Source organism: Crystallibacter permensis (assembly GCF_025960875.1).
Lineage (GTDB): Bacteria > Actinomycetota > Actinomycetes > Actinomycetales > Micrococcaceae > Crystallibacter > Crystallibacter permensis.
The window spans coordinates 39,912-61,828 of record NZ_JAODLR010000019.1; the positions used below are offsets into that span (position 1 = coordinate 39,912).

Sequence of the window (21,917 nt, forward strand, 5' to 3'; positions counted from 1 at the left end):
GTTGCCAGGGCTGCGGCCCTCACGCCCGGCGCCGCTGCAGCACCGCATCCAGATTGATCTTGCCCGCCTGCGGCGCCGCTTCCTTGGCAGCCGGAGACACGCCGCCCTTCGAAGCGGCCGGCACGTCGGCCTTCGGAGCCACGGCTGCCTGTTTGATCGGCGTCTTCATCGTCGGTTTTTTCACTTCCGGGGCCGGCAGCGGTGCCGGGGCCGGCCGTTCCGCTTTGGCCGAGGCAACATACGTAGGCTTCGGCACTTCTACGGGCTGCCAGGTGGGACCGGATCCAGGCCCGGAATTTCCTGCGCTTTTTGACTCGGCTTCGGCTGCAACTTTGAGTGCCTCCGCGCGCAGTTCCTCCGGTGTCAAGCGCCGTGGTTCGGGAGCGGGAGCCGGTTCCTGCTTTTCAGAACCGGAGACAGCGTCGGCTTCCGCTTCTGCCGCATCGAAAAGCACGGTTTCCCGCTGCGGAAGTGGTGAAAGATGGTGGACCGGCGGATTCATCGCTTCTTCGAAGGCCCTGTTCACTCGGGCGGCTGCACGGCGGCGGCGGTCTCGCCGCACCAGCATACGCAGCATAAGGACGACGGCGGCGACAGCCAGCAGCGCGACCCCCGGGACACTGCCCGAGACCAGGCCGAAGAGCGCCAGTCCCCCGCCGATGACGAAAGTCAGCAATGCGGCGGTTCCCACCAGAGCCAACGCGGTGCGACCGTAGCGGATGTTCAACGGCGCGGGCACACGTTGCTCCGGGGCAGCGCTCTCCGGGGCGACGCGCTCAGGCCCGGAGGCGGCGCGGGATGTTCCGGAATGGGCGTTATTTTCCATGATGATCCCCTGAGCTGCACTGCCTGTGGCGGTGACGGGTCCTGAGTCGAATGATATTCCCTGGCCCGGGAGTGCCTCGGCCAGTGTTGCAGTTCCAAGAAAGCGAAGTAAATACGGTCCTACCCAGACAAGCCAAAGCCCCACGATCACTACGAAGATCACTGAGCTTTGAATGTCCACAATCAAAACCGTAGAAGCTAAAACATGCCGGGTGCGGCATTAGTCACGGTGTGTCGGCGAAAGTCACCGAAAATTGATAAACCAGCAGGTCAGCACGAACGTCCGCTGCTTTCGAGCCAGCCGGGAAGAAGTCCGTCCGGAACTTCCTCCGCAGTCAACGCAAAAGACCTGTGATCGGCCCATGAACCATTGATGTGCAAGTAGCGGGGGCGCAGTCCTTCGTCCCGGAAGCCAAGTTTTTCCACTACCCTCAAGCTGGCAGAATTCTCCGGGCGGATGTTGATTTCCATCCGATGCAGCCCCAGGGCCTGAAAGCAGTGATCCGTGGCCATTGCTACCGCCGTTGGTGCGATACCGCGACCGGCCGAAGCCTGATCCACCCAGTAACCGAGCGTAGCCATCATGGCCGATCCCCAAACGATGCTGGACACAGTCAGCTGCCCGACGATCACCGGCGCCGCCCGGCCAGGCTGGACTTCGGTAATGACCCAAGGCAGCGCTGTTGCCAGCTTCGCCTGCCGGTTCAGCGACCGGACCATCTCGGCAAACTGCGGCAAGGAACCGTTGGGGTCGGGGTTGGAGGCTTCCCACGGAGCGAGCCAGACCGCGTTCTGCTGGCGCAGCTGGAGCCACTCGCGCTTGTCACGACGGGAGATCGGACGCAGCGCCAAGCTACCGCACTCAACTCTGACGGGCCAGATGGCCGAACTCAGCACCGCCGCAGCCTGGTCTCAGCCCTGTGTGCCTTCGGAGAATTCCTTCAGCCAGGAGCGCAGGTCCTCACCGATGTCAGCGCGTTCCGAGGCGATGGTCACCACAGCCTTCAGGTAGCTCAGCTTGTCACCCGTGTCGTACCGCCGTCCGCGGAAAACGACACCGTAGACGCCCCCGCCTTCTCCTTCGCGGGACGCGAGTGTTTCCAGTGCGTCGGTCAGTTGGATTTCGCCGCCCCGTCCGGGACCGGTCTCTTCCAGTACGTCGAAGACCGACGGGTGCAGCACGTAGCGGCCGATGATGGCCAGGTTCGAGGGGGCCTCTTCAGGCGACGGCTTTTCGACCAGCCGGTTGACCTGCACGCAGTCGATACCGTCCATCTCGGTGACGTCGGCACAGCCGTAGGCACTGATCTGCGCAGGCTCGACCTCCATCAGGGCGACGACGGATCCGCCGGTCTTCTCCTGGACGTCGATCATCCGGCGCAGCAGCTCATCGTTTTCGTCGATCAGGTCATCGCCGAGCAGCACGGCAAACGGCTCGTCACCAACGTGCTGGCGGCTGCGCAGCACGGCATGCCCCAGTCCCTTGGGATCGCCTTGGCGCACGTAGTGGATATCAGCCAGGTTCGATGCCTCGCGCACCAACGCCAGTTTGTCGAGGTCACCCTTTTCCTCGAGGACGAACTCGATGTTGGGCACGCGGTCGAAGTGGTCTTCCAGCGGCCTCTTGTTCCGTCCGGTGATCATCAGGATGTCCGTGATGTCCGCGCGGACCGCTTCCTCAACCACATACTGGATGGCCGGTTTGTCCACTACCGGCAGCATCTCTTTGGGCATGGCTTTGGTAGCGGGCAGGAAGCGGGTGCCGAGACCGGCGGCCGGGATGACGGCCTTGCGTACGGTGCGATGAGACTTCATGGAAATAAGATTACCCATCCGCAGCGTCAAAATATGAATTAGCATGACAGCTGCCGCCGAAGTGCTTTCGACGGCGGCGATGACCCCTTCGAACAAGGATTGCCGTGACTCCTCTCGATAAAGACTCCGCCCGCGCACACTTCCGCAAGCTGCGGCAGGATCTGCCGGACACCGACCGGCGCGCGGCCGCCGAACAACTGGCCAAAAATGTCATGGCGGGACTCGAAGCGGCCGGAGCGGAACGCGGCAGTACCGTTGCCGGCTATCTCTCAACCGGCGCGGAACCCTCCACCGACCTACTGCTGCCCGCCCTGACCCGGGCTGGCTACCGCGTGGTTGTCCCCGTCTGCGAGCCGGAGTACCAGCTCAGCTGGGTGCAGTGGTACGACGGCGTGGAGCTCGTCCGCAGTCAACGGGCCTGGGTCTACGAGCCGGTCGGGGAACGGCTGCCTTCAGCCATCATGGCCGATGTCCCGCTGATCCTGGTACCCGGCCTGGCAGTTGACGCGGACGGCAACCGGATAGGCCAGGGCGGCGGTTACTATGACCGGTTCCTGGCAGGTGTCGCCCGGCTGCCGGAGCAGCCCAAGGAAGTCGGCGTTTTTTATCCCCACGAAGTTGTCTCTCCCGGGACCTTCGAGGTCACTGAGCTGGACGCCCCGCTTGACGGCGCCGTGACGGCAGAGGGTTGGATATGGTTCGGCCCCGGGACAGTGTAGAATTAGCACTCGGAACTATCGAGTGCCAACCCAACGGGTGGCCCGGACGTGTTCCGCAGGAATTTTCAGGAGGATTCAAGTGCCCACGTACGCCTATGCCTGCAAAGATTGCAGCCACGCTTTCGAGATCCAGCAGTCCTTCAGCGACAACTCGCTGAGTGTTTGCCCTGAGTGCAGCGGCAACCTGCGCAAAAAGTTCAACAGTGTCGGCGTCGTCTTCAAGGGTTCCGGTTTCTACCGGACCGATTCACGCGATACCAAGAGCACCAGCACGGTTCCGGCCGCCGGCAAGTCCGAAAGCCCGGCGTCGGCACCGGCAGCAGCGCCCGCACCGGCCGCTGCTGCCCCCGCTGCCAGCTAGAGAGCCTCCTTAGCAATACACCACCCGGGGATGCCACGGCTCCCCGGGTGCTCTGCGTCCGATGAGGTTCCTTTCCTCCACAACGGAAACTATCGCTGCCCCCGTGCACAGTTCGCCGCAAGCCCCTGACGAACCGGTTCCGGGCCTCCTTACTGTGGCCTTATGCAGCATTCACCCCGGGCGACCATCCCGCTCCTTGTCCGGCGTCTGGTCAGGCGCCATTACCGACTGATCGCAGCCGCCCTGCTTTGTGCAGCCGCCGGACTCACTGTCCATGAGCTCACTCCGGCCCCTCTTGAGACCGTCCCTGTGGTCACTGCCGCCGCGGACCTGCCCGCGGGGACCATCCTGGCCGCTTCGGATCTAGTGACCGGCCGCCTTCCCGCCTCGGCCGTGCCGTCCGGGTCGGCTGCTTCAGTCTACGACCTGGCGGGAAAACGGCTGGCCACGGCGCTGCGGGCCGGTTCCCCGGTCCTGGATACCTCCATCGTCGGCCCCGGGCTCCTGGCCGGCAGCCCGCCGGGCACTGTCGCGGTTCCGGTCAGGCCCGCCGACCAGTCGACCGTCCAATTGCTCAGCCCCGGACAACGGGTGGATATCGTGCTCAGCACCGGCAACGGTTATGAAGAGCCGGCAGCCTCGGAAGTGCTGGCGAACGACGTGCCCGTGCTGTGGCAGGCGGGGAGCACCACCGACGGTTCCGGGCTGCTGGGCCGCCAGGAAAGCGAAGGGCTCGTGGTGGTAGCAGCTTCACCGACCGAGGCCACGGCCCTGGCAAGTGCGTCGAGCCGGGGCAAGGTCTTCCTGGTACTTGTCGGCTAGGCGTCAGCTCCAGTGGGGCGGGCGCTGTTCCTTCAGCCAGGCGTCCCGGTCCTCGCCGCTGTCGCCCCAGGCCCTCGGATCGTCCTCTTTGGCCCGGTCCGGGATCGCACTGCCGCGAAGGGCCGCCGCGGCGGCCTTCCGTGTTTGCGGTTGCTGGTCCTGCGGTTCTGCCCGGGCCGCGGCGTCTGCCGTGGCGCCGGCGGAATGGTCCGTGCCGTCTGCCTGCAGGTCAGCGGAACGTTCCGCAGGCTGATCATCCTTGGCCACGTGCCTCCCCGTCCCTTCTAGATCCGGATCCTGTAGTCCCAAGTATCCTCCGATCAGCTGCGCGCACTTCTCCGGGTCGGCAAAAACTTCGATGGTCCACAACGTCAGCGGACGCCATCCGAGCCGCTCCAGCAGCTGCGGCCGCAGCCGGCTGCGCTCGCGCACACTCATCTTCCGGTACTGCGGCGTGCCGTCCGACTCCAGCGCCACCGGCAGGGTCGGATGGTGGTCTCCCGGCTGCAGCAAGGGGTCTGCCGCTGCGACGATGTCCAGGATTCCACGGTAATGGTCCTGCACCTGTGCGCCACGGCTGCGGATCCGCTCAACCAGATCCGCGACGAGCGGATCCTCAATGCCGGCAGAGGCAGCTGATACTGCTACCCCGCCTGTACCGAGCTTCCGGTTGATCAGTTCATAGAAGTCGACGGCGCCATGGCTCAGCCGTTCGGGATCAAGGTCTTCCGGACGGAAACATGTCAGCACCCGCAGCGAACGCCGCGCCCGGGTCATAGCCATGGCGAACCTGCTCCGGCCATCCGGCTCCGACAAGGGACCAAAGTTATGCACTGCCCGGCCATGCGGCGTGCGGCCGTAACCGAGCGAAAAGACGATGTCGTCGCGGACCAGCCCGGAGGACCGCTCCACGGGAACCACACGGAAGGAATCCTCGGCCCGCTTGAAGAACTCCGAAGCGGCAGGGTAGTTCGGCATTTGCAGGCGGATCGCTTCTGCCACGCGTGCCGCATGGCGGACGGTGGAGGTGATGACGGCCAGCGAACGCTGGGGCCGGTGACGCGCGTGTTCAAAGACCAGATCCACAACCCGGTTGATTTCCGCCGGGACGCTTTCAACGCCCTCATGGCCGGCACCGGGCAGCCCGGTACCGTCCGGCAGGTATTCGACCATCAACCCGTCGCCGCCGGTAATTTCGCCGGCGGACGGCAGCCGGGTGACGGCGCCGTCGTAAAATTCCTTACTCAACGACTGCGCCAGTTCCATATCGACCGCGCGGTACAACGTGGTCAGCGGCAGTACAGGCAGGACGCGTGCCAGCGCGTGGTAGCTGCTGATGACAGGATCTGTCTCGGTGCCGGGCGCCTGCTCACGCTTCCGGTCCACATTGACTTCGAACGGCTCCGCCGTACCCAGCTGGCCGTCGCCGAAGGCGATGACCTGCTCGGCCCGGGCCATGGCCCCGACCGCCGACTGCAGGCTGGTGGCTTCGGCGTCGAGAATGATGACGGCGTCGAACCGTTTCTCGGCCGGCAGCACCATCGGCAGGACCAACGGGGAGGCAGCCCAGACCGGCATCAACGACGACACCAATTGGCCCGACTGCTCGCTCAGGGACCGCAGGGTCGGTTCGGAGGTCTTGAGCATCTCCCGCAGACGCTCCGCCGCCTTGGGCTGGCTCTTGATGGCGTGCCGCCAGTTCTGGGCCAGCTCCCAGCGCAGGCGCGCCGCACCGGAAGCGATGTGGGCGTTATCGGCCAGCCGGTAGACCGCTTCCAGCTTGCGCAGGTTGTCGCCGTCGGACATGGCCAGGTAGTCGTCGCCGCTGATCATGGCTTCCAAGGCCGACTGCCACCAGGCAAGGTCCAGTTCGGCGCCGACATTCTCCGTGGCCACTTCACGCTCGGCCAGATCATCCAGCAGTTCGCCCAGACCGTGCTCGCGCATCTGCTCCAGCAGCAAGGTCCGTTCCGGCAGGTTCACCAGCGTCTCGCGGTCGGCCGCCAGTGCTTCCAGCCGCTCCACCAGTGCGTCCTGGTCCAGGTCGGCCAGCAGCACGCCGTCGGCCGGTTCCGCCAGGAGCCCGGAAAGTTTCTGCAGCTTCTTGTGGATGCCGAGGTAGAAACTATTCAGTTCCGCCAGACCTGACGGCACCGACGGGTGACGCTGCGTGGTGGCGTATTCGGCCCACTTGCTGCGTTGCTGCTGCACGTCTGCCAGGGACTCGTGCAGGTCCGAGATGTGAACACCGGGACGCACATATTCCTTGGCCACACGCCGCAGCCGGGAGCGGGTCATGGAGCTCATTTCGATGCCGCGCTCGCGCCGCCAGCCGGAAGATGCCGTTGCGGAGATCAGGTCCGTGACCGGGCGGTCGAAAATGTCCGGCGTGAACTTGTCCAGGCTGCCGCGAACGGCGACCAGCAACAGGAGCTGCTGCCCCCATTCACGGAAGCTGGTCCCCAGGGAAATCTGGGAATGGTCAGCCACCCGGTTCATCTGCTCACGCAGTTTGGGGATGTCGCGGGCAAGATCCACAGACAACTGGTGGGCGTCTTCGGTTTCCTTGCGGTTGAGCAGCTTGGCGCCGAACCACGCGCTGGTGGTCGAGGACTTGCTGAAGCTGCCCAGTTCCGCCGCACGGCGCAGCCGGCCGGTCAGCTCGGCGCGGTCCGCGATGCTGTCCAGCACGGAGCGCTTCAGCCGGACGGTGGTGGCCGGTGCCGGATCCAGCGAGACGAGCTTGGCCAGCGACTGCATGGCCTGGTACGGCGAGCAGTTCCAGCGCTTGCGGACATTGTGCAGCGACTGCACGTGGTCCATCAGCTGGTGGCGGTGGTCGATGAGGGTGGTGTGCAGTTTTTCCAGCTGCGGCGCCGTGGCCTGCTCGTTGCGCATGATGGCCCGGACCAGCTGATCCTTGAGCTGCTGGCTGGTGATGTTGGCGTTCAGCTGCAGCACCAGGGAGCCGAGCTTGAGCTCGTCGAGCTGCTTGGCGAACTGGTTCAGCGTGGTGCGCCGCTCCGCGACCACCAGGACGGATTTGCCTTCGAAGGCCAGCGTCGCCGCGGCGTTGATGGCAGTCTGGGTCTGGCCAGTTCCCGGCGGCGCCGAGACGACCACCGAATGGCCGCTCTGGACCAGGTCAAGGATCTTCTGCTGGGCGGGATCCGCGTCCAGCACCAGGAACTCGTCCTGCGGTGAGCGCTCGTCCAGCGGCGGCAGGTCCACCTCCGGCACGGGCACGTGGTAGCCGGTTTCCGGGTCCAGATCCGCTGCCATCATGGCGTTCAGCAGCGGGTGCGCGGAATCGAGGGCTGAGGTATCGGCAATGTTCGATACATCGGCGAAGGTGGAGACCAGGAGGTGGTGCTCGATGGTCATGCTGCGCACATCCTGGGTCAGCGACCGCAGCCGCTCCAGCACCGGATGCGGGTCGAACCGCGCGGTGCTGTAAGCCAGCCGGGCCACGCCTTCGGGGTCGATGTCGACGCCCTGTTCGGCTTCAAGGTGCCTCACCAGTGCCGGGTTGAGGCGGGCCTGATCGGTGAGCTGGAGTTCGAAGTCATCCTGGCTGGGCCGGACCGTCAGCGCCACCGGGGTGAGCATGATCGGAGCGTTCAGCGTCTCGGACCGGCCTACCTCGGGAACACGCCAGGAGGCGGTGCCCGCCGCAAGATAGCCGACGTCGATGCCGCGCTCCGTGCTGAGCTCAAAGATTTTGGAACGCAGGCTGCGGGCCGTCTTCATCGCCGCCGAGTACTGGGCCTGGTCCCGCAGCAATGTGGACAGCCGCGTGCGCCGGCCGGTCAGCAGCTGGGCAAGACCGGACGGATGGGCATGGGTGAGGTCGATGCTGTTCGTCGAGGACGGCGCGAAGTACAGCAGGGTATCTGTTCCCGCGTGCTGGCCCAGCTGTTTCAGCCAGTGCGTCAGAATATCCTCGGCAGCCTCGTCAGTGCGATCGCGCGACACGGCTACTCTCTTTTCTTCACTCTCGGGCACAAGCCTTGACCAAATTGGCATGTGTCTCAAACTATCGGATAGGACATGGCAAACGGGTGACCGCAACACTCCCCGGCTGAATTTGCCGGGGAGTTCACAGCTTTACCTGCTGCGAGGCTGCGGCCACCCGTCGGGGTTACTCCCACTCAATGGTTCCCGGCGGCTTGCTGGTGACATCGAGAACCACGCGGTTCACGCCGTCGACCTCGTTGGTGATGCGGTTGGAAATCCGCGCCAGCAGGTCGTAAGGCAGCCGGGACCAGTCCGCGGTCATGGCGTCCTCGCTGGAGACGGGGCGGAGCACAATCGGGTGGCCGTAGGTGCGGCCGTCGCCCTGGACCCCGACGCTGCGCACGTCGGCGAGCAGCACCACGGGCATCTGCCAGACTTCGTTATCCAGGCCGGCAGCGGTCAGCTCAGCGCGGGCAATCGCGTCCGCCTTGCGCAGCAGCTCCAGTCGCTCGGCGGTGATGTCGCCGACGATGCGGATGCCCAGCCCCGGACCGGGGAACGGCTGGCGGCCCACGATCTCGGCCGGCAGGCCCAGCTGGGCGCCAACGGAACGTACCTCGTCCTTGAACAGTGTGCGCAGCGGCTCCACCAGTTCGAACTGCAGGTCCTCGGGCAGGCCGCCGACATTGTGGTGGCTCTTGATGTTCGCAGCACCCTCGCCGCCGCCGGACTCGACGACGTCCGGGTACAGGGTGCCCTGGACCAGGAATTTGATGCTCTCGCCCTCCGCCGCGGCTTCCGCGATGATGGCGCGCTCGGCCTCTTCGAAGGCGCGGATGAACTCGCGGCCGATGATCTTGCGTTTGGTTTCCGGATCGCTGACACCGGCCAGCGCACTCAGGAAGCGCTCCTGCTCGTTGGCCACGTACAGCTTCACGCCGGTGGCGGCGACGAAGTCCCGCTCCACCTGTTCGGCTTCGCCTTCGCGCAGCAGACCATGGTCCACGAACACACAGGTCAGCTGGTCCCCCACGGCGCGCTGCACCAGGGCGGCGGCCACGGCGGAGTCCACGCCGCCGGAGAGCCCGCAGATCACGCGCGACGTGCCGACCTGCTCGCGGATGCGCTCGACCTGCTCTTCGAGAATGTTGCCGGTGGTCCAGTTCGGCTCCACCTTGGCGCCCTTGAACAGGAAGTTCTCCAGAACCTGCTGGCCGTGGGCCGAGTGCTTGACCTCCGGGTGCCACTGCACGCCGTACAGCGCCTTCGCCTCGTTCGCGAAGGCGGCCACCGGGGCGCCGGCCGTGCTGGCGAGGACCTCGAAGCCCTCCGGAGCTTCGTGCACCGAGTCGCCGTGGCTCATCCAGGTGTTCTGCGTTTCCGGCACACCTTCGAGAATGGAGCGGGCCTCGCCCACCATGGTGGTGTCCGTTGCCCCGTATTCGCGGAGTCCGGTCTGGGCAACCTTGCCGCCCAGGGCGTTTGCCATGGCCTGGAACCCGTAGCAGATGCCGAGAACCGGGACACCGGCCTCGAAAAGGTCGGCACCGACGCGCGGTGCGCCGTCGGCGTAGACGCTGGACGGCCCGCCGGAGAGGATGATGGCGGCCGGGTTCTTGGCCAGCAGCTGCTCGGTGGTGTGGGTGTGCGGGACGATTTCGGAATACACGTTGGCCTCGCGTACGCGGCGGGCGATCAGCTGCGCATACTGGGCCCCGTAGTCAACGACAAGTACGGGCCGGTGGTCCGTGGCGGCGGGGGCTGGATTAGTCACCCACTAAGGATAGTCGCCGCGCGCGGCTGCTTGCACATTGGCCTCAGGCGCGCCGTCGGTAGTACTGTTCCGGCGGTTCCGGTTGTTCCGGTTGTTAACGCCAGCGGACGACGGCGGGTGGGTACCGCCGTCGTCCGCTTGGGTTTTTGCTCGCCTGGGTTCAAACCATGGCTTAGTAGCGCTTGGCCGCTTCGGGATGCTCGGCCAGGTCTTCTTCCACCTGCCGGTGGACACGCTTTTCCAGCAGGATCGAGAGGAACGGGATGACACCGCCCAGGGCGATCAGGATGAACCGGGTGAACGGCCAGCGCATCAGGGACCACAACCGGAAATCGGCGATCAGATACAGCACGTAGAGCCAGCCGTGGGCAATCAGGACGGCGATGGAGAGATTGACACCTTCAACCACCGACGGTTCCGCCTGCGCCAGGCCGAGTGCGAAGGTCTCCCCGGTGAGCGTATTGGTGGCTCCGGCGAAGAGGAACAGGTTGAAGCCGTAACGCAGGATCATCTCGGCGCAGAGCAGCAGCAGCATGACGCCGGTGATGTAGGAAGTGACCTTGTAGAACGTCAGCGCCGAGCGGATCTGGGCGTGTGTGCCGCCGTAACGCCGCTTGGCAGGGCGGGCCTTGGCGGGAGCCTGCGGGGCATCCGGGTTCGGCTGGTTCACGTTATCTGTCACTTGCTTACCTCGTTGTTTTTATCGGTGCCGCCCTGAAGGCCGGCCAGATAGCGGGCCTCTTCAGCGGCGAATTCTTCGTCCTCGAGCGTCCGGCGGTAGTCGTCGGCGACGAGCCGCCACCAGAGGAAGATGGCGAAGCCGGCGAAGACTACCCACTCCACCGCGTAGAAGATGTTCATCCAGTTGACCGGCGTCTCCTGTGGCTGCGGGCCCACGACAACCGGTTCCATGGCGGTGCCGGCGGTGGCCGTGCCCAGCTCCTCGCCCGCCACGGTGAAGTCAGTGCCGACCACAAACCCTGCATACGCCGGGGCATTCCAGAGGTTGATCAGTTCCGCCACGGACAGGGTGGGCACTTCCCCCGGCGGGGTCTGCCCCGGGACCGGTGCTTCGGTCGGCAACAGCCGTCCGACGACGGTCGCCTCACCTTCCGGCGCCGTCGTCGCGTCCGCCGGATCCGCCACCCAACCGCGGACAACGGGGATAAAAACGTGCTCGCCGTTCTGTTCGGGAGCACCGTCCACGGTAAACGCGGTGACTACCCAGTACCCCTCCTCGCCGTCCTGCAGCCGGGTCTGCACCAGCACCTGGTCCGCCGGACGGAACCGGCCGTCGATGCTGACCATCTGGTCGGCCTGCGAAGCGTGCATCGGCGTGCCGGGCTCAAAGACCTCGGTCAGCGGCTGGACGGTTTCGGTCTGGCCGGGCGGCGGCGGGGCCTCGTTTTGGGATGCAGAAAACTGCCACTGGCTCAAGAGTACAAAGACTGTCGAAACGACCAGTGCCAGCACCAACGCCGCGATCCAGCGGGGTTTGAGGGCAGTTTTCAGCACCTATTAACCCTACTTCGTGCCTCTGTAGAAAACGAATCTGCCCGCGGCTCTTCGCCACCGTCGGCGGGTTGCCTCAGGAATCGGAGAAGTCGATGGTGGAGTTGATCAGCTCGGCAATCACGCCCGGGTCATAGGCCCGGCGCAGCGACTCACGGAAGTTCTCTTTCATTAGGGACCGCGCCAGTGTGGCCAGCACCTCCAGGTGCTCCGAAAACGAGGCGGCCGGCGTTGCCATCAGCAGCACGAGGTTGGCCGGTCCGTCCACGGCACCGAAATCGAGGCTGTGGCCGAATTTCGTCACCCCCACGGCGATGGAGGTGTGCTGCACGAATTCGCTACGGGCGTGCGGCAGGCCCACGCCGCCGGGCAGCCCGGTGGCCAGCTGGTGTTCCCGGGCATTGACCTGTGCCAGAAAACCGTCCAGATCCGAGATACGGCCGGCTGCATGCAGTGTTCCGGCGAGCTGCGCGGTGGCATCCTGCTTGTCCGCCGCCACCAGGTCCAGCAGCACCAGGGCCGGCGTGGTCAGTTCGAGTTCAGTCATCGGTATCTGTGCCTCCATCCGTGCACACTGCCGGTCCCTCAGCTGAGCGGGACAATGTCGTCCACACCCATGCGCGCGCTGTCGGCGGAGATGTCGTCGGGCTGTTCCTGACTGAGCCGCTCGGCTTCCACTCTGGCAAGGTAGTGCTTGACTTCCCGCGCTTCCTGCTCGTCGCTCCAGTGCAGCAGCGGCGCCATGAGGGCCGCTACTACGGGGGCGGCGGAGACACCGCGGTCCCAGGCCTCAATGGAGATCCGGGTACGCCTGGTGAGCACGTCGTCGATGTGCCGGGCCCCCTCATGCGTGGTGGCGTAGACGATTTCTGCCTGCAAATAGTCGTCCGCACCCGGCAGCGGCTCGGCCAGTTCGGGACTGCCGGTGATGATGTCCAGCACTTCATCCGTCATGGAGCCGTAGCGGTTGAGCAGGTGCTCCACCCGGGCCACATGGATCCCCGCGCGGTCGGCCATGCGGCTGCGCTTGTTCCACTTCGCCTTGAACCCGGAGGCTCCGAGCAGCGGGACAATCTCCGTGCAGCTCGGCGGCACGCGCTCGTCCAGGGCACGCGCGGCTTCGTCCACCGCGTCCCTGGCCATGACGCGGTAGGTGGTGTACTTGCCGCCCGCCACTACCACCAGCCCGGGAACGGGATGGGCGACAACGTGTTCGCGCGAGAGCTTGGCCGTGTCATCGTTTTCGCCTGCCAGCAGCGGCCGCAGGCCGGCGTATACGCCTTCCACGTCTTCGCGGGTCAGCGGGCGGCTGAGCACCTGGTTCACGTGCTCGAGCAAATAGTCGATGTCCTTGGACGACGCCGACGGGTGTGCCTTGTCCAGGTCCCAGCCCGTATCCGTGGTGCCGATGATCCAATGCCGGCCCCAGGGGATGACGAACAGCACGGACTTTTCGGTCCGCAGGATCAGCCCCACGGTGGACTGGAAGCGGTCCCGGGGCACCACCAGGTGGATGCCCTTCGAGGCCCGCACTTTCAGCTGGCCGCGCTCGGTGACCATGGCCTGGGTTTCGTCGGTCCAGACTCCGGTGGCATTGACCACCTGTTTGGCCCGGATGTCGAACTCGGTGCCGTCTTCCTGGTTGCGGACGCGCGCTCCGACCACGCGTTCGCCCTCGCGCAGGAAGTTGATGACCTTGAGCCGGTTGGCGGCATGCGCCCCGTACTCCGCCGCCGTCCGGACCAGGTTGACCACGAACCGCGCGTCGTCGACCTGTGCGTCGTAGTAGCGGATGGAGCCAACGAAGGCGTCCTTTTTCAGGCTCGGAGCCGCGCGCAAGGTGCCATGCCGCGACAGGTGCTTGTGGAACGGCACTCCGCGGCCGTACCCGCTGGCCACCGATAATGCATCATAAAGCGCGACGCCGGCGCCCACGTAGGGACGCTCGACGAACCGTTTGGTCAGCGGATAGAGGAAAGGCACCGGGCGGACCAGATGCGGCGCGATGCGCTGCAGCAGCAGGCCGCGTTCCTGCAGGGCTTCACGGACCAAGGCAAAGTCCAGCATCTCCAGGTAGCGCAGCCCGCCGTGGATGAGCTTGGAGGACCGGGAGGACGTGCCGGACGACCAGTCCCGGGCTTCCACGATGCCGACGTCGAGGCCGCGGGTGACAGCGTCCAGCGCAGCGCCGGCGCCGACCACTCCCCCGCCGACTATCAGTATGTCCAGTTCCCGGTCGTGCTCCTGCGTTGCCCGCAGGGCGGCCAGGGCCTCCTCACGGCTTTCAGGACTCATGGCTCCGGAACTCATACTTAGTCAGCCTCCCGGCATCGGCGGATCACTCGTTGGATATGTACGGCGAGAGGACTACCTCGCACCGCTGGAACTCCTTCAGGTCCGAGTAGCCCGTAGTGGCCATGGACCGGCGCAGCGCGCCCACCAGGTTGGACGTGCCGTTAGTGTGGTGTGAGGGCCCGTAGAGCACCTCGGCCAGCGGCCCGACCGTGCCGATCCTGACCCTGTCTCCGCGAGGCAGCTCGTGGTGGTGGGCTTCCTGGCCCCAATGCCAGCCGCGGCCCGGAGCCTCCTCGGCGCGGGCCAGGGCGGCGCCGAGCATGACGGCATCCGCGCCCATGGCGATGGCCTTGACGATGTCCCCGCTGGTGCCCAGGCCGCCGTCGGCAATGACGTGGACATAGCGGCCGCCGGACTCGTCCATGTAGTCGCGGCGTGCCCCGGCCACATCCGAGATCGCCGAGGCGAGGGGCGAATGGATACCCAGCGCGCGCCGCGTCGTCGTTGTTGCGCCGCCGCCGAAGCCCACCAGGACACCGGCTGCACCGGTGCGCATCAGGTGCAGGGCGGGGGTGTAGCCCGCGGCGCCGCCGACGATCACGGGAACGTCCAGTTCGTAGATGAACTGCTTGAGGTTCAGCGGCTCGTGCTCCCGGGAAACGTGCTCGGCGGAAACCGTGGTGCCGCGGATCACGAAAATGTCCACGCCGGCGGCGAGCACGGTCTTGTAGAACTCCTGGGTGCGCTGCGGCGTCAGGGAGCCGGCCACCGTCACACCGGCTTCACGGATCTCGGCCAGGCGCGAGGTGATCAGGTCCGCCTGGATCGGAGCCTCGTAGATCTCCTGCATCCGCTTGGTGGCGGCGGGGCTGAAGCTCTCCTCGCTCAGCGCGGAGATCTCATCGAGCATCGGCTGCGGGTCTTCGTAGCGGGTCCACAAACCTTCGAGGTTGAGCACACCCAGCCCGCCAAGCCTGCCGACCGCGATAGCCGTGGCCGGGGACATGACCGAGTCCATCGGGGCCGCGATCACCGGCATCTCGAACTGGTACGCATCGATCTGCCAGCTGACGGAGACGTCCTGGGGATCACGCGTGCGCCGCGAGGGAACAATCGCTACATCATCCAGGGAGTAGGCTCTGCGCCCACGCTTGCCACGGCCAATCTCAATCTCGTAAGTCACGGCTCTAGGTTATCCCACCACGGCGCGCACGCCGGGCCGGGACGCGGACTGTGGACAGCTGCGTCCGCCCACAGTCCGTCCACAGTCCGGCGCTGGCCGGCCCTCATGTGCGGGCAGCTCACCCGGACAAGGACTTCGCCGCGGCCTCCTCCGCCGCGTGGATGTCCTCCATCCGGTCTGCCAGAGCGGCGAAGTGAGCGGTCCGCCCTTCTGCAGGACACTGCGGATCGACGGCGTCGGCCAGCTGCTGCCACCGCTCGCCGGCGGCAGCGTACAGCTGCGCCGGCTGCTGCAGCCGGTCCAGGCCCTCCAATGCTGCCGCCTCGGACAGGAACCGGGAGTAGAGCGGCCGCAGCGCAGCCGGCCCTCCCCAGCCGGTTCCCGCCAGGCACTCCTTGATCCGTTCCAGTCCGAACCGCAGGCGCTGCTCGTCGGCGAACATGGCGGGCCAGCCTTTCTTGGTCCTGGTATCGCGCAGCCGCCCGGTCCAGGTCTGCATCCCGGCCAGCCCGAAATTTTTCGCCACGCGCGCGGGGACGCCGGCCGGCGGGACCGTACCCAGCAGCACGCCGGCCGTTTCCGCCACCGACTCCAGGACGCTCTGGCGCAGCTGGTCCACGGTGGTCTCGCCGGGATCGACCACCGAAGCCTGCCAGTGCTTGTCCTTCTTGCGTTTGCCGCGCGCGCCTGCCAACTCGGCGGCCGTTGCGCCGTACAACTGCCGGCCGCCGTCGTCAATCAGGTATTCGCCGTTGGTCTTGCCGGCCACCACCACATCCACCGAGTCGCTGTACTCCAGAGCATCCGAGTGGTACCAAGGCAAGGCGCCCTGGGTAACCCTGACGACGACGGCGCGGCCGGCTTCCAGCGCGGCGTCCAGATTGTCCTGGGCTGCTTTGGTGCTGGTGGTGGACTTCTCCTCCACAACCGCTCCACAGCGGTTCAGCAGATTGCCCACGTAGGGGCCGGGATGGAAACGGGTGACAATCGTCGCCGTCGTGATTTGTTCGTATTCGAAAGTGAACACCATGAAGCCGATGCCGCCGGCCAGTCCGGAAAGCATCGCTTCGGTAAAGGGTGTGCCGGTGGCCGGATTTTCGACCCCGGCTTGGGCCAGGACGTGCTGCCACAGCCCTGCGTCGCGCTGCACCAGCGGCGCGCCGGCGGGGTAACCGGGCAGCAGGCCCGGCAGGGACGGTTCGGTCGGCAGGTCCTTGAGCAGCTGCAGGCGGGCTGTCGTGTAACTCTCGCCAGTCTTCTGCATGCGTTCGCGGACACGGGACTTGAAGTGCTTGTGCTGGACCATCATGTCTCTTTCTGCACGCGTCGACGTCCGGCCCCACGCACCGCTGACGCCAACACATCGCAAAAAAATGTTCACATGGTCGTTCACCCGGAGGCTGGACCTCCTTTGCTCCCGCGGTTCCCGGCCGCGTGGGTGCCGGTGAAGGGAGTTAGGCGATGGGCGTCGCCGATCCCAGCCTATAGGACCGCCGCCGACGCACAACAGGCACGGTGCCGACGGCAACCGGCAGCACAACACGGCACAGAAGGAGCGCGAAACGCATGCAGTAAACGGATACGCCTAACGACGACGAAGGCCCGGGCTTGAGTGCCTGGGCCTTCGTCTGATGCTACTGGCGGTTGCCGGAACCGGTTGCTGGAACCGGTCGCTGCGCAGTGCGACTAACGCTTGTACTGCTGTTGCTACCGCTTGTAGTTCGGAGCCTCGGCCGTGATCATGATGTCGTGCGGGTGGGACTCTTTGAGCCCGGCTCCGGTAATTCGGACGAACTTGCCCTTTTCCTTGAGCTCGGCGATGGTACGGGCGCCGGTGTAGAACATCGTCTGGCGCAGGCCGCCGACCAGCTGGTGCGCGACTGCGGAGAGGGGGCCGCGGTACGGTACCTGGCCTTCAATGCCTTCCGGAATCAGCTTCTCGTCATCCGGTACGTCTGCCTGGAAGTAGCGGTCCTTGGAGTAGGAGGTGTTCTTGCCCCGGGTCTGCATGGCACCCAGTGATCCCATGCCGCGGTAGGCCTTGAACTGCTTGCCGTTGACGAACACCAAGTCGCCCGGGCTTTCGGCCGCACCGGCGAGCAGCGACCCCAGCATCACGGTATCGGCGCCGGCAACCAGGGCCTTTCCGATGTCGCCCGAGTACTGCAGACCGCCGTCGGCGATCAGTGGCACGCCGGCCGGGATAGCTGCCTTGGCGGACTCGTAGATCGCGGTCACCTGCGGCACGCCGACGCCGGCCACCACGCGGGTGGTGCAGATGGAGCCAGGACCCACACCTACCTTGATGGCATCGGCACCGGCATCGATCAGGGCCTGGGCACCCTCGCGGGTGGCAGCCTGCCCGCCGATAATGTCCACGTGGGCCGCGGCCGGATCCTTCTTCAGCCGGGCGATCATGTCCAGCACGCCGCTGCTGTGGCCGTTGGCCGTGTCGACGACGAGCAGGTCGGCGCCGGCGTCGATCATGGTCATGCCGCGTTCGTAACCGTCACCGAAGAAACCGATGGCTGCGCCGACGCGCAGGCGCCCCTCATCGTCCTTGGTGGCCAGCGGGTACTGCTCGGCCTTGTCGAAGTCCTTGACCGTAATCAAGCCCTGCAGCATTCCGGCGTCGTCGACCAGCGGCAGTTTCTCGATCCGGTTCTTGCCCAGCAGCTCGATCACATCGGGCCGGCTGATGCCGACCTTGCCGGTGATCAGCGGCATGGCGGTCATCACCTCGTGGACCTTGGTGGTCGGGTAGTCCGCGCGGGGCACAAAGCGGGTGTCGCGGTTAGTGCAGATACCCAGCAGCTTCCCGTCCGTGTCCACCACGGGCAGACCCGACACCCGGTAGTTGAAGCAGAGCTCGTCCAGTTCAGCCAGGGTCGCGTCCGGGGAGATGGTCACCGGATTGGTGATCATGCCCGATTCGCTGCGCTTGACCCGGTCCACGTGCTCGGCCTGGTCCTGGATGGAGAGGTTGCGGTGGATCACGCCGAGGCCGCCCTGGCGTGCCATCGCGATGGCCATCCGGGACTCGGTCACGGTATCCATCGCCGCCGAAAGCAGCGGGGTCTGGACTGTGATGCGCTTGGACAGCCGGGAGCTGGTGTCAGCCTCGGAGGGGATGACATCTGTCGGGCCGGGCAGCAGCAGCACGTCGTCGTAGGTCAAGCCCTCGAAGGCGAACGGGTTAAATTCTTCAGTCACTGTGCGGCCTTTCGGAGATACACCGGAATGGGGAGCGGCCAATGTCGCGGGGGTTACCGGTACAGAGGTGGATAGTTACATCCTAAAACCATTTGCCACCCGGCTCTATTTCGTTCCCGCACCCATGTGGTGGAACTAACTCAAGCCGCGTCTTCTTCCGGTGCCTTGTACGCCGTGAGCCTCCCCTCATACGCGATCAGGAAGGCTCCGTCGGCGCCGACTCCTGCATCCCTGACCGCGGCCAGGGAAGGTGGCAGACCTTCTCCGCCGGCACAGGGGGTCGCCAGGTACCCGCCGCTCCGCTCAGTGGGGGCCTTGCCTCCAGGGTGGGACGCCCGCCAGAATTCGTAGCTGCCCTCGATAAAACAGACATGCTGCACTGCCTCTTCAGCCGCTACGACAGGCACCGGTGACGTTTTGCCCGATGCCACGTCGAGGAGAACCGGCTTGTCGTTTAGCTCAATGCGCTGCGACAAGTCTTCTCCGGAATTTGCCGCAGCCGGGCCGGTGACCAGATCCTCATCAGCACCTGCCTCCAGTTGCCATTTCGACTCGCCAGTCAAGAGGTCGTAGCCCTCAATGACCACATCCAGGCCATCGAAAGAAGCAATATCGCCATCGTCGAAGAGCGCTTTGCCGCTGGTCAGGCACCGGATTCCCAGCCAGGCGCCATCCTTTAGTTTGTGCGGGCCGGTGTCGAACTGGTCATTGCAATCCGTTCCCGGCGCCGACCACAGCCGGGCACCGGTTCCACCTTCCAAGGCGGTTATGCGGTTTGTGGCCAGATCCACCGATTCTGATTCACCGTCCGGTTTGAGCTCCGAATGCAGCAAGTAGGCGTCTTCGTCTTCCAGATAGAGGCTGAAGGCCGCCGATCCAAAGGTGATGCCGGGTCCGAAGGCAGCGGCTGCGTCGAGCTGCCACGCTGATTCTCCATCACGGACTTCGCCAATCCCGAAATCTCCGCCGTCCTCGCCGTAAAGGTACAGGCGTCCGCCGGGCATTGGCTGCGCGCCCGCAGGCAAGCCCGCCCACAACGGGTCCGGAACAAGGTCCGGGGCTCCGGCTTCGAGGCGCATTCCCGGTCCGGCCCGCTCGCTTGTTGAGATCAGGCACAGGGCTGCTGGATCGTCCCGGCAGACTTCCGGGGACTGGTCCACCACCATTCCCCCGGTGTTATGGACGATATCGCCGGTGTCGATGTTCCGGATCTGGACACGGTCCAGCCACGGCCACCATGCTTCCTTGATAGTGGGATAGCTGAAGTCGCCGGGCGCGATGAATGCCACGAGGTTCTTACCGTCGGCCTGTTCCAGGAACGCGACGTACGGCGGATTGCCAACGTAATCATCTCCGGGGCTTGCAGCATGCTTCCACTGGATCTTGCCGGTGGCCACATCAACTGCAGCCAACTCCAGCTTCCTGCCATCGCTCACGTAAACGAACGCCGTGCCATCCTTAACCTGTGGCTGGCCAACAACATTGAGTTTGGTGCTCCACAGCTCCTCGGCCGGCCTGCTATTTTCAGCGGCTTGAGCAGCGGCGCTGCCTTCTGCGGAGGAAGCTTCGACATCGGCGCTGCATCCCGCGAGGAGCGCCCCCGCCAATGCCGGTGCCATCAGTGCTGTCAGCGTGGTCTTGAGACTGTACCTGGTTCTTCCCATGGGCACAGTCAACAGAAAGGGACGCGGACTTCGCCAACGGTTGCGCCCACCTGTGGATAACTTCGAACCCTCCCGGCTTAAATGCCAAAGGGATCCGGCCAGTGTGAACTGGCCGGATCCCTTTCTGCGGCTACTGAGAGCGAAGCGCGGGCGCTGCGGTCTTAGTGGCTGTGGCCTGCGTGGCCGTCCTCGTCCTCGGCCGGCTTCTCGACGACCAGAGTTTCGGTGGTCAGGACCAGCGCGGCAATGGATGCAGCGTTGACCAGCGCGGAACGAGTCACCTTGACCGGATCGATGACGCCGGCGGCAACCAGGTCCTCGTACTTCCCGGTGGCGGCGTTGAAGCCGTTGTTGACCTCAAGCTCAGCAACCTTGGAAACGACCACGAAGCCTTCGTAGCCAGCGTTCTCGGCGATCCAGCGCAACGGCTGGACCAGCGCGCGGCGGACAAGCCCGACGGCGGTGGCCGCGTCGCCTTTGAGAGCCAGAACGTTGGGATCGGTGTCCAGGGCCTGGGCGGCGTGGACCAGGGCGGAACCGCCGCCGGCCACGATGCCCTCTTCCAGGGCAGCACGCGTGGAGGACACTGCGTCCTCGATACGGTGCTTCTTTTCCTTCATCTCAACTTCGGTGGCTGCGCCGACCTTGATAACGCCGATACCGCCGGCCAGCTTGGCCAGGCGTTCCTGCAGCTTCTCGCGGTCCCAATCGGAATCGGTGCGCTCGACTTCGGCGCGGATCTGCGCAATACGGTCCGCAACATCGGACTCGGAGCCGGTACCGTCAACGATGGTGGTGGCGTCCTTGGTCACGGTGATGCGGCGTGCCGAACCCAGAACTTCGAGGCCGACCTGGTCCAGCTTCAGACCGAGGTCCGGAGAAACAACCTGGGCACCGGTCAGGGTAGCGATGTCCTGCAGCATGGCCTTGCGGCGGTCGCCGAAGCCGGGAGCCTTGACGGCAACCACGTTCAGGGTGCCGCGGATCTTGTTGACCACGAGGGTGGACAGCGCTTCGCCGTCGATATCTTCGGCAATGATGAACAGCGGCTTGCCGGCCTGCAGCGCCTTCTCCAGCAGCGGCAGGAATTCCTGCACCGTGGAGATCTTTCCCTGGTTGATCAGGATCAGGGCGTCTTCCAGGACAGCTTCCTGGCGCTCAGCGTCGGTGACGAAGTACGGCGACAGGTAGCCCTTGTCGAACTGCATGCCTTCAGTGAGGACCAGTTCGGTCTGCAGACCGGAGGCCTCCTCGATGGTGATGACACCGTCTTTGCCGACCTGCTCGAAAGCCTTGGCCAGCAGCTCGCCGACCTCGGGGCTCTGGGCCGAGATGGTAGCCACTTCGGCAACCTTGCCCTCGACCTCACGGGCGTTCTCCAGCAGACGTGCCGAGACTGCCTCGACAGCAACCTCGATGCCGCGCTTGAGTGCACCGGGAGCTGCACCTGCGGCTACGTTGCGCAGGCCTTCCTTGACGAGTGCCTGGGCCAGGACGGTTGCCGTAGTGGTTCCGTCACCGGCTACGTCGTTGGTCTTGGTGGCAACTTCCTTGGCCAGCTGTGCGCCAAGGTTCTCGTAGGCGTCCTCGAGTTCGATCTCGCGGGCGATGGTCACACCGTCGTTGGTGATGGTGGGTGCGCCCCACTTCTTGTCCAGCACGACGTTGCGTCCGCGCGGGCCCAGGGTCACCTTGACGGTGTTGGCCAGCTTGTCGACGCCGGCTTCCAGAGCTTTGCGGGCGGCATCGTCAAACTTCAACTGCTTTGCCATTTATT

The 21,917-nt window shown here is 65.4% G+C and carries 17 protein-coding genes; 3 read left to right on the forward strand and 14 right to left on the reverse strand.

Going from position 1 to position 21,917, the window contains the following annotated elements; all coding sequences use genetic code 11:
- Positions 1–19: 19 nt before the first annotated feature.
- The 3 genes from B0G38_RS18150 to galU form a co-directional block, all read right to left on the reverse strand.
- Positions 20–826, reverse strand: coding sequence for a hypothetical protein (locus tag B0G38_RS18150; protein ID WP_264670720.1), 807 nt, complete (start codon positions 824–826; stop codon positions 20–22).
- A gap of 269 nt (positions 827–1,095) precedes the next feature.
- On the reverse strand, positions 1,096–1,719 hold the full coding sequence (locus B0G38_RS18155) for a GNAT family N-acetyltransferase (protein WP_413542089.1): 624 nt from the start codon (positions 1,717–1,719) through the stop codon (positions 1,096–1,098).
- 18 nt (positions 1,720–1,737) lie between these two features.
- Positions 1,738–2,658: a UTP--glucose-1-phosphate uridylyltransferase GalU gene (gene galU / locus B0G38_RS18160; protein ID WP_264670722.1), complete on the reverse strand. Its 921-nt coding sequence runs from the start codon at positions 2,656–2,658 to the stop codon at positions 1,738–1,740.
- 86 nt (positions 2,659–2,744) lie between these two features.
- Here galU and B0G38_RS18165 point away from each other — a divergent pair, with 86 nt between their 5' ends.
- From B0G38_RS18165 to cpaB, 3 genes are all read left to right on the forward strand, one after another.
- Positions 2,745–3,359 (forward strand): 5-formyltetrahydrofolate cyclo-ligase, encoded by a 615-nt coding sequence (locus B0G38_RS18165; protein WP_264670723.1) that lies wholly within the window; start codon positions 2,745–2,747, stop codon positions 3,357–3,359.
- Between the two features lie 79 nt (positions 3,360–3,438).
- Entirely contained in the window at positions 3,439–3,720 is a 282-nt protein-coding gene (locus tag B0G38_RS18170; RefSeq protein WP_264670724.1) for an FmdB family zinc ribbon protein, read from the forward strand.
- Between the two features lie 162 nt (positions 3,721–3,882).
- Positions 3,883–4,542 (forward strand): Flp pilus assembly protein CpaB, encoded by a 660-nt coding sequence (gene cpaB, locus B0G38_RS18175; RefSeq protein ID WP_264670725.1) that lies wholly within the window; start codon positions 3,883–3,885, stop codon positions 4,540–4,542.
- 3 nt (positions 4,543–4,545) lie between these two features.
- Here cpaB and B0G38_RS18180 read toward each other — a convergent pair whose 3' ends face one another.
- From B0G38_RS18180 to groL, 11 genes are all read right to left on the reverse strand, one after another.
- Positions 4,546–8,568, reverse strand: a complete 4,023-nt coding sequence (locus B0G38_RS18180) for a DUF4011 domain-containing protein (RefSeq protein WP_413542088.1) — start codon at positions 8,566–8,568, stop codon at positions 4,546–4,548.
- Between the two features lie 115 nt (positions 8,569–8,683).
- Positions 8,684–10,273, reverse strand: a complete 1,590-nt coding sequence (gene guaA, locus B0G38_RS18185) for a glutamine-hydrolyzing GMP synthase (RefSeq protein ID WP_264670727.1) — start codon at positions 10,271–10,273, stop codon at positions 8,684–8,686.
- Between the two features lie 172 nt (positions 10,274–10,445).
- The gene (locus B0G38_RS18190) at positions 10,446–10,943 is read right to left on the reverse strand and encodes a DUF3817 domain-containing protein (protein ID WP_074703308.1); all 498 of its coding nucleotides are present in this window, start codon (positions 10,941–10,943) and stop codon (positions 10,446–10,448) included.
- 8 nt (positions 10,944–10,951) lie between these two features.
- Positions 10,952–11,788 carry an SURF1 family protein gene (locus B0G38_RS18195; protein ID WP_264670728.1) on the reverse strand — a complete coding sequence of 279 codons (837 nt, stop codon included), beginning with the start codon at positions 11,786–11,788 and terminating at the stop codon, positions 10,952–10,954.
- A gap of 73 nt (positions 11,789–11,861) precedes the next feature.
- Positions 11,862–12,332 carry a PTS sugar transporter subunit IIA gene (locus B0G38_RS18200; protein WP_264670729.1) on the reverse strand — a complete coding sequence of 157 codons (471 nt, stop codon included), beginning with the start codon at positions 12,330–12,332 and terminating at the stop codon, positions 11,862–11,864.
- A gap of 38 nt (positions 12,333–12,370) precedes the next feature.
- Positions 12,371–14,095 carry a glycerol-3-phosphate dehydrogenase/oxidase gene (locus B0G38_RS18205; protein WP_264670730.1) on the reverse strand — a complete coding sequence of 575 codons (1,725 nt, stop codon included), beginning with the start codon at positions 14,093–14,095 and terminating at the stop codon, positions 12,371–12,373.
- Between the two features lie 28 nt (positions 14,096–14,123).
- Positions 14,124–15,263, reverse strand: coding sequence for a GuaB3 family IMP dehydrogenase-related protein (locus B0G38_RS18210; protein ID WP_169993797.1), 1,140 nt, complete (start codon positions 15,261–15,263; stop codon positions 14,124–14,126).
- 118 nt (positions 15,264–15,381) lie between these two features.
- Complete coding sequence (locus B0G38_RS18215; RefSeq protein ID WP_264670731.1) at positions 15,382–16,572, reverse strand: BtrH N-terminal domain-containing protein; 1,191 nt, start codon at positions 16,570–16,572, stop codon at positions 15,382–15,384.
- Positions 16,573–16,970: 398 nt separating this feature from the next.
- A complete protein-coding gene (gene guaB, locus B0G38_RS18220) occupies positions 16,971–18,476 on the reverse strand; it encodes an IMP dehydrogenase (protein ID WP_264670732.1) in 1,506 nt (501 codons plus the stop codon).
- A 140-nt stretch (positions 18,477–18,616) separates the two neighbouring features.
- Positions 18,617–20,140, reverse strand: coding sequence for an outer membrane protein assembly factor BamB family protein (locus B0G38_RS18225; RefSeq protein ID WP_264670733.1), 1,524 nt, complete (start codon positions 20,138–20,140; stop codon positions 18,617–18,619).
- 161 nt (positions 20,141–20,301) lie between these two features.
- Entirely contained in the window at positions 20,302–21,912 is a 1,611-nt protein-coding gene (gene groL, locus B0G38_RS18230; protein WP_264670734.1) for a chaperonin GroEL, read from the reverse strand.
- Positions 21,913–21,917 lie beyond the last annotated feature (5 nt).

Excerpts from the sequence above, each read along its gene's own strand:
- B0G38_RS18150 (WP_264670720.1), bottom strand. The coding sequence starts at position 826 with ATGGAAAATAACGCCCATTCCGGAACATCCCGCGCCGCCTCCGGGCCT.
- galU (WP_264670722.1), bottom strand. The coding sequence starts at position 2,658 with ATGGGTAATCTTATTTCCATGAAGTCTCATCGCACCGTACGCAAGGCC.
- cpaB (WP_264670725.1), top strand. The coding sequence starts at position 3,883 with ATGCAGCATTCACCCCGGGCGACCATCCCGCTCCTTGTCCGGCGTCTG.
- B0G38_RS18180 (WP_413542088.1), bottom strand. The coding sequence starts at position 8,568 with ATGCCAATTTGGTCAAGGCTTGTGCCCGAGAGTGAAGAAAAGAGAGTA.
- B0G38_RS18200 (WP_264670729.1), bottom strand. The coding sequence starts at position 12,332 with ATGACTGAACTCGAACTGACCACGCCGGCCCTGGTGCTGCTGGACCTG.
- B0G38_RS18205 (WP_264670730.1), bottom strand. The coding sequence starts at position 14,095 with ATGAGTTCCGGAGCCATGAGTCCTGAAAGCCGTGAGGAGGCCCTGGCC.
- B0G38_RS18215 (WP_264670731.1), bottom strand. The coding sequence starts at position 16,572 with ATGATGGTCCAGCACAAGCACTTCAAGTCCCGTGTCCGCGAACGCATG.
- B0G38_RS18225 (WP_264670733.1), bottom strand. The coding sequence starts at position 20,140 with ATGGGAAGAACCAGGTACAGTCTCAAGACCACGCTGACAGCACTGATG.
- groL (WP_264670734.1), bottom strand. The coding sequence starts at position 21,912 with ATGGCAAAGCAGTTGAAGTTTGACGATGCCGCCCGCAAAGCTCTGGAA.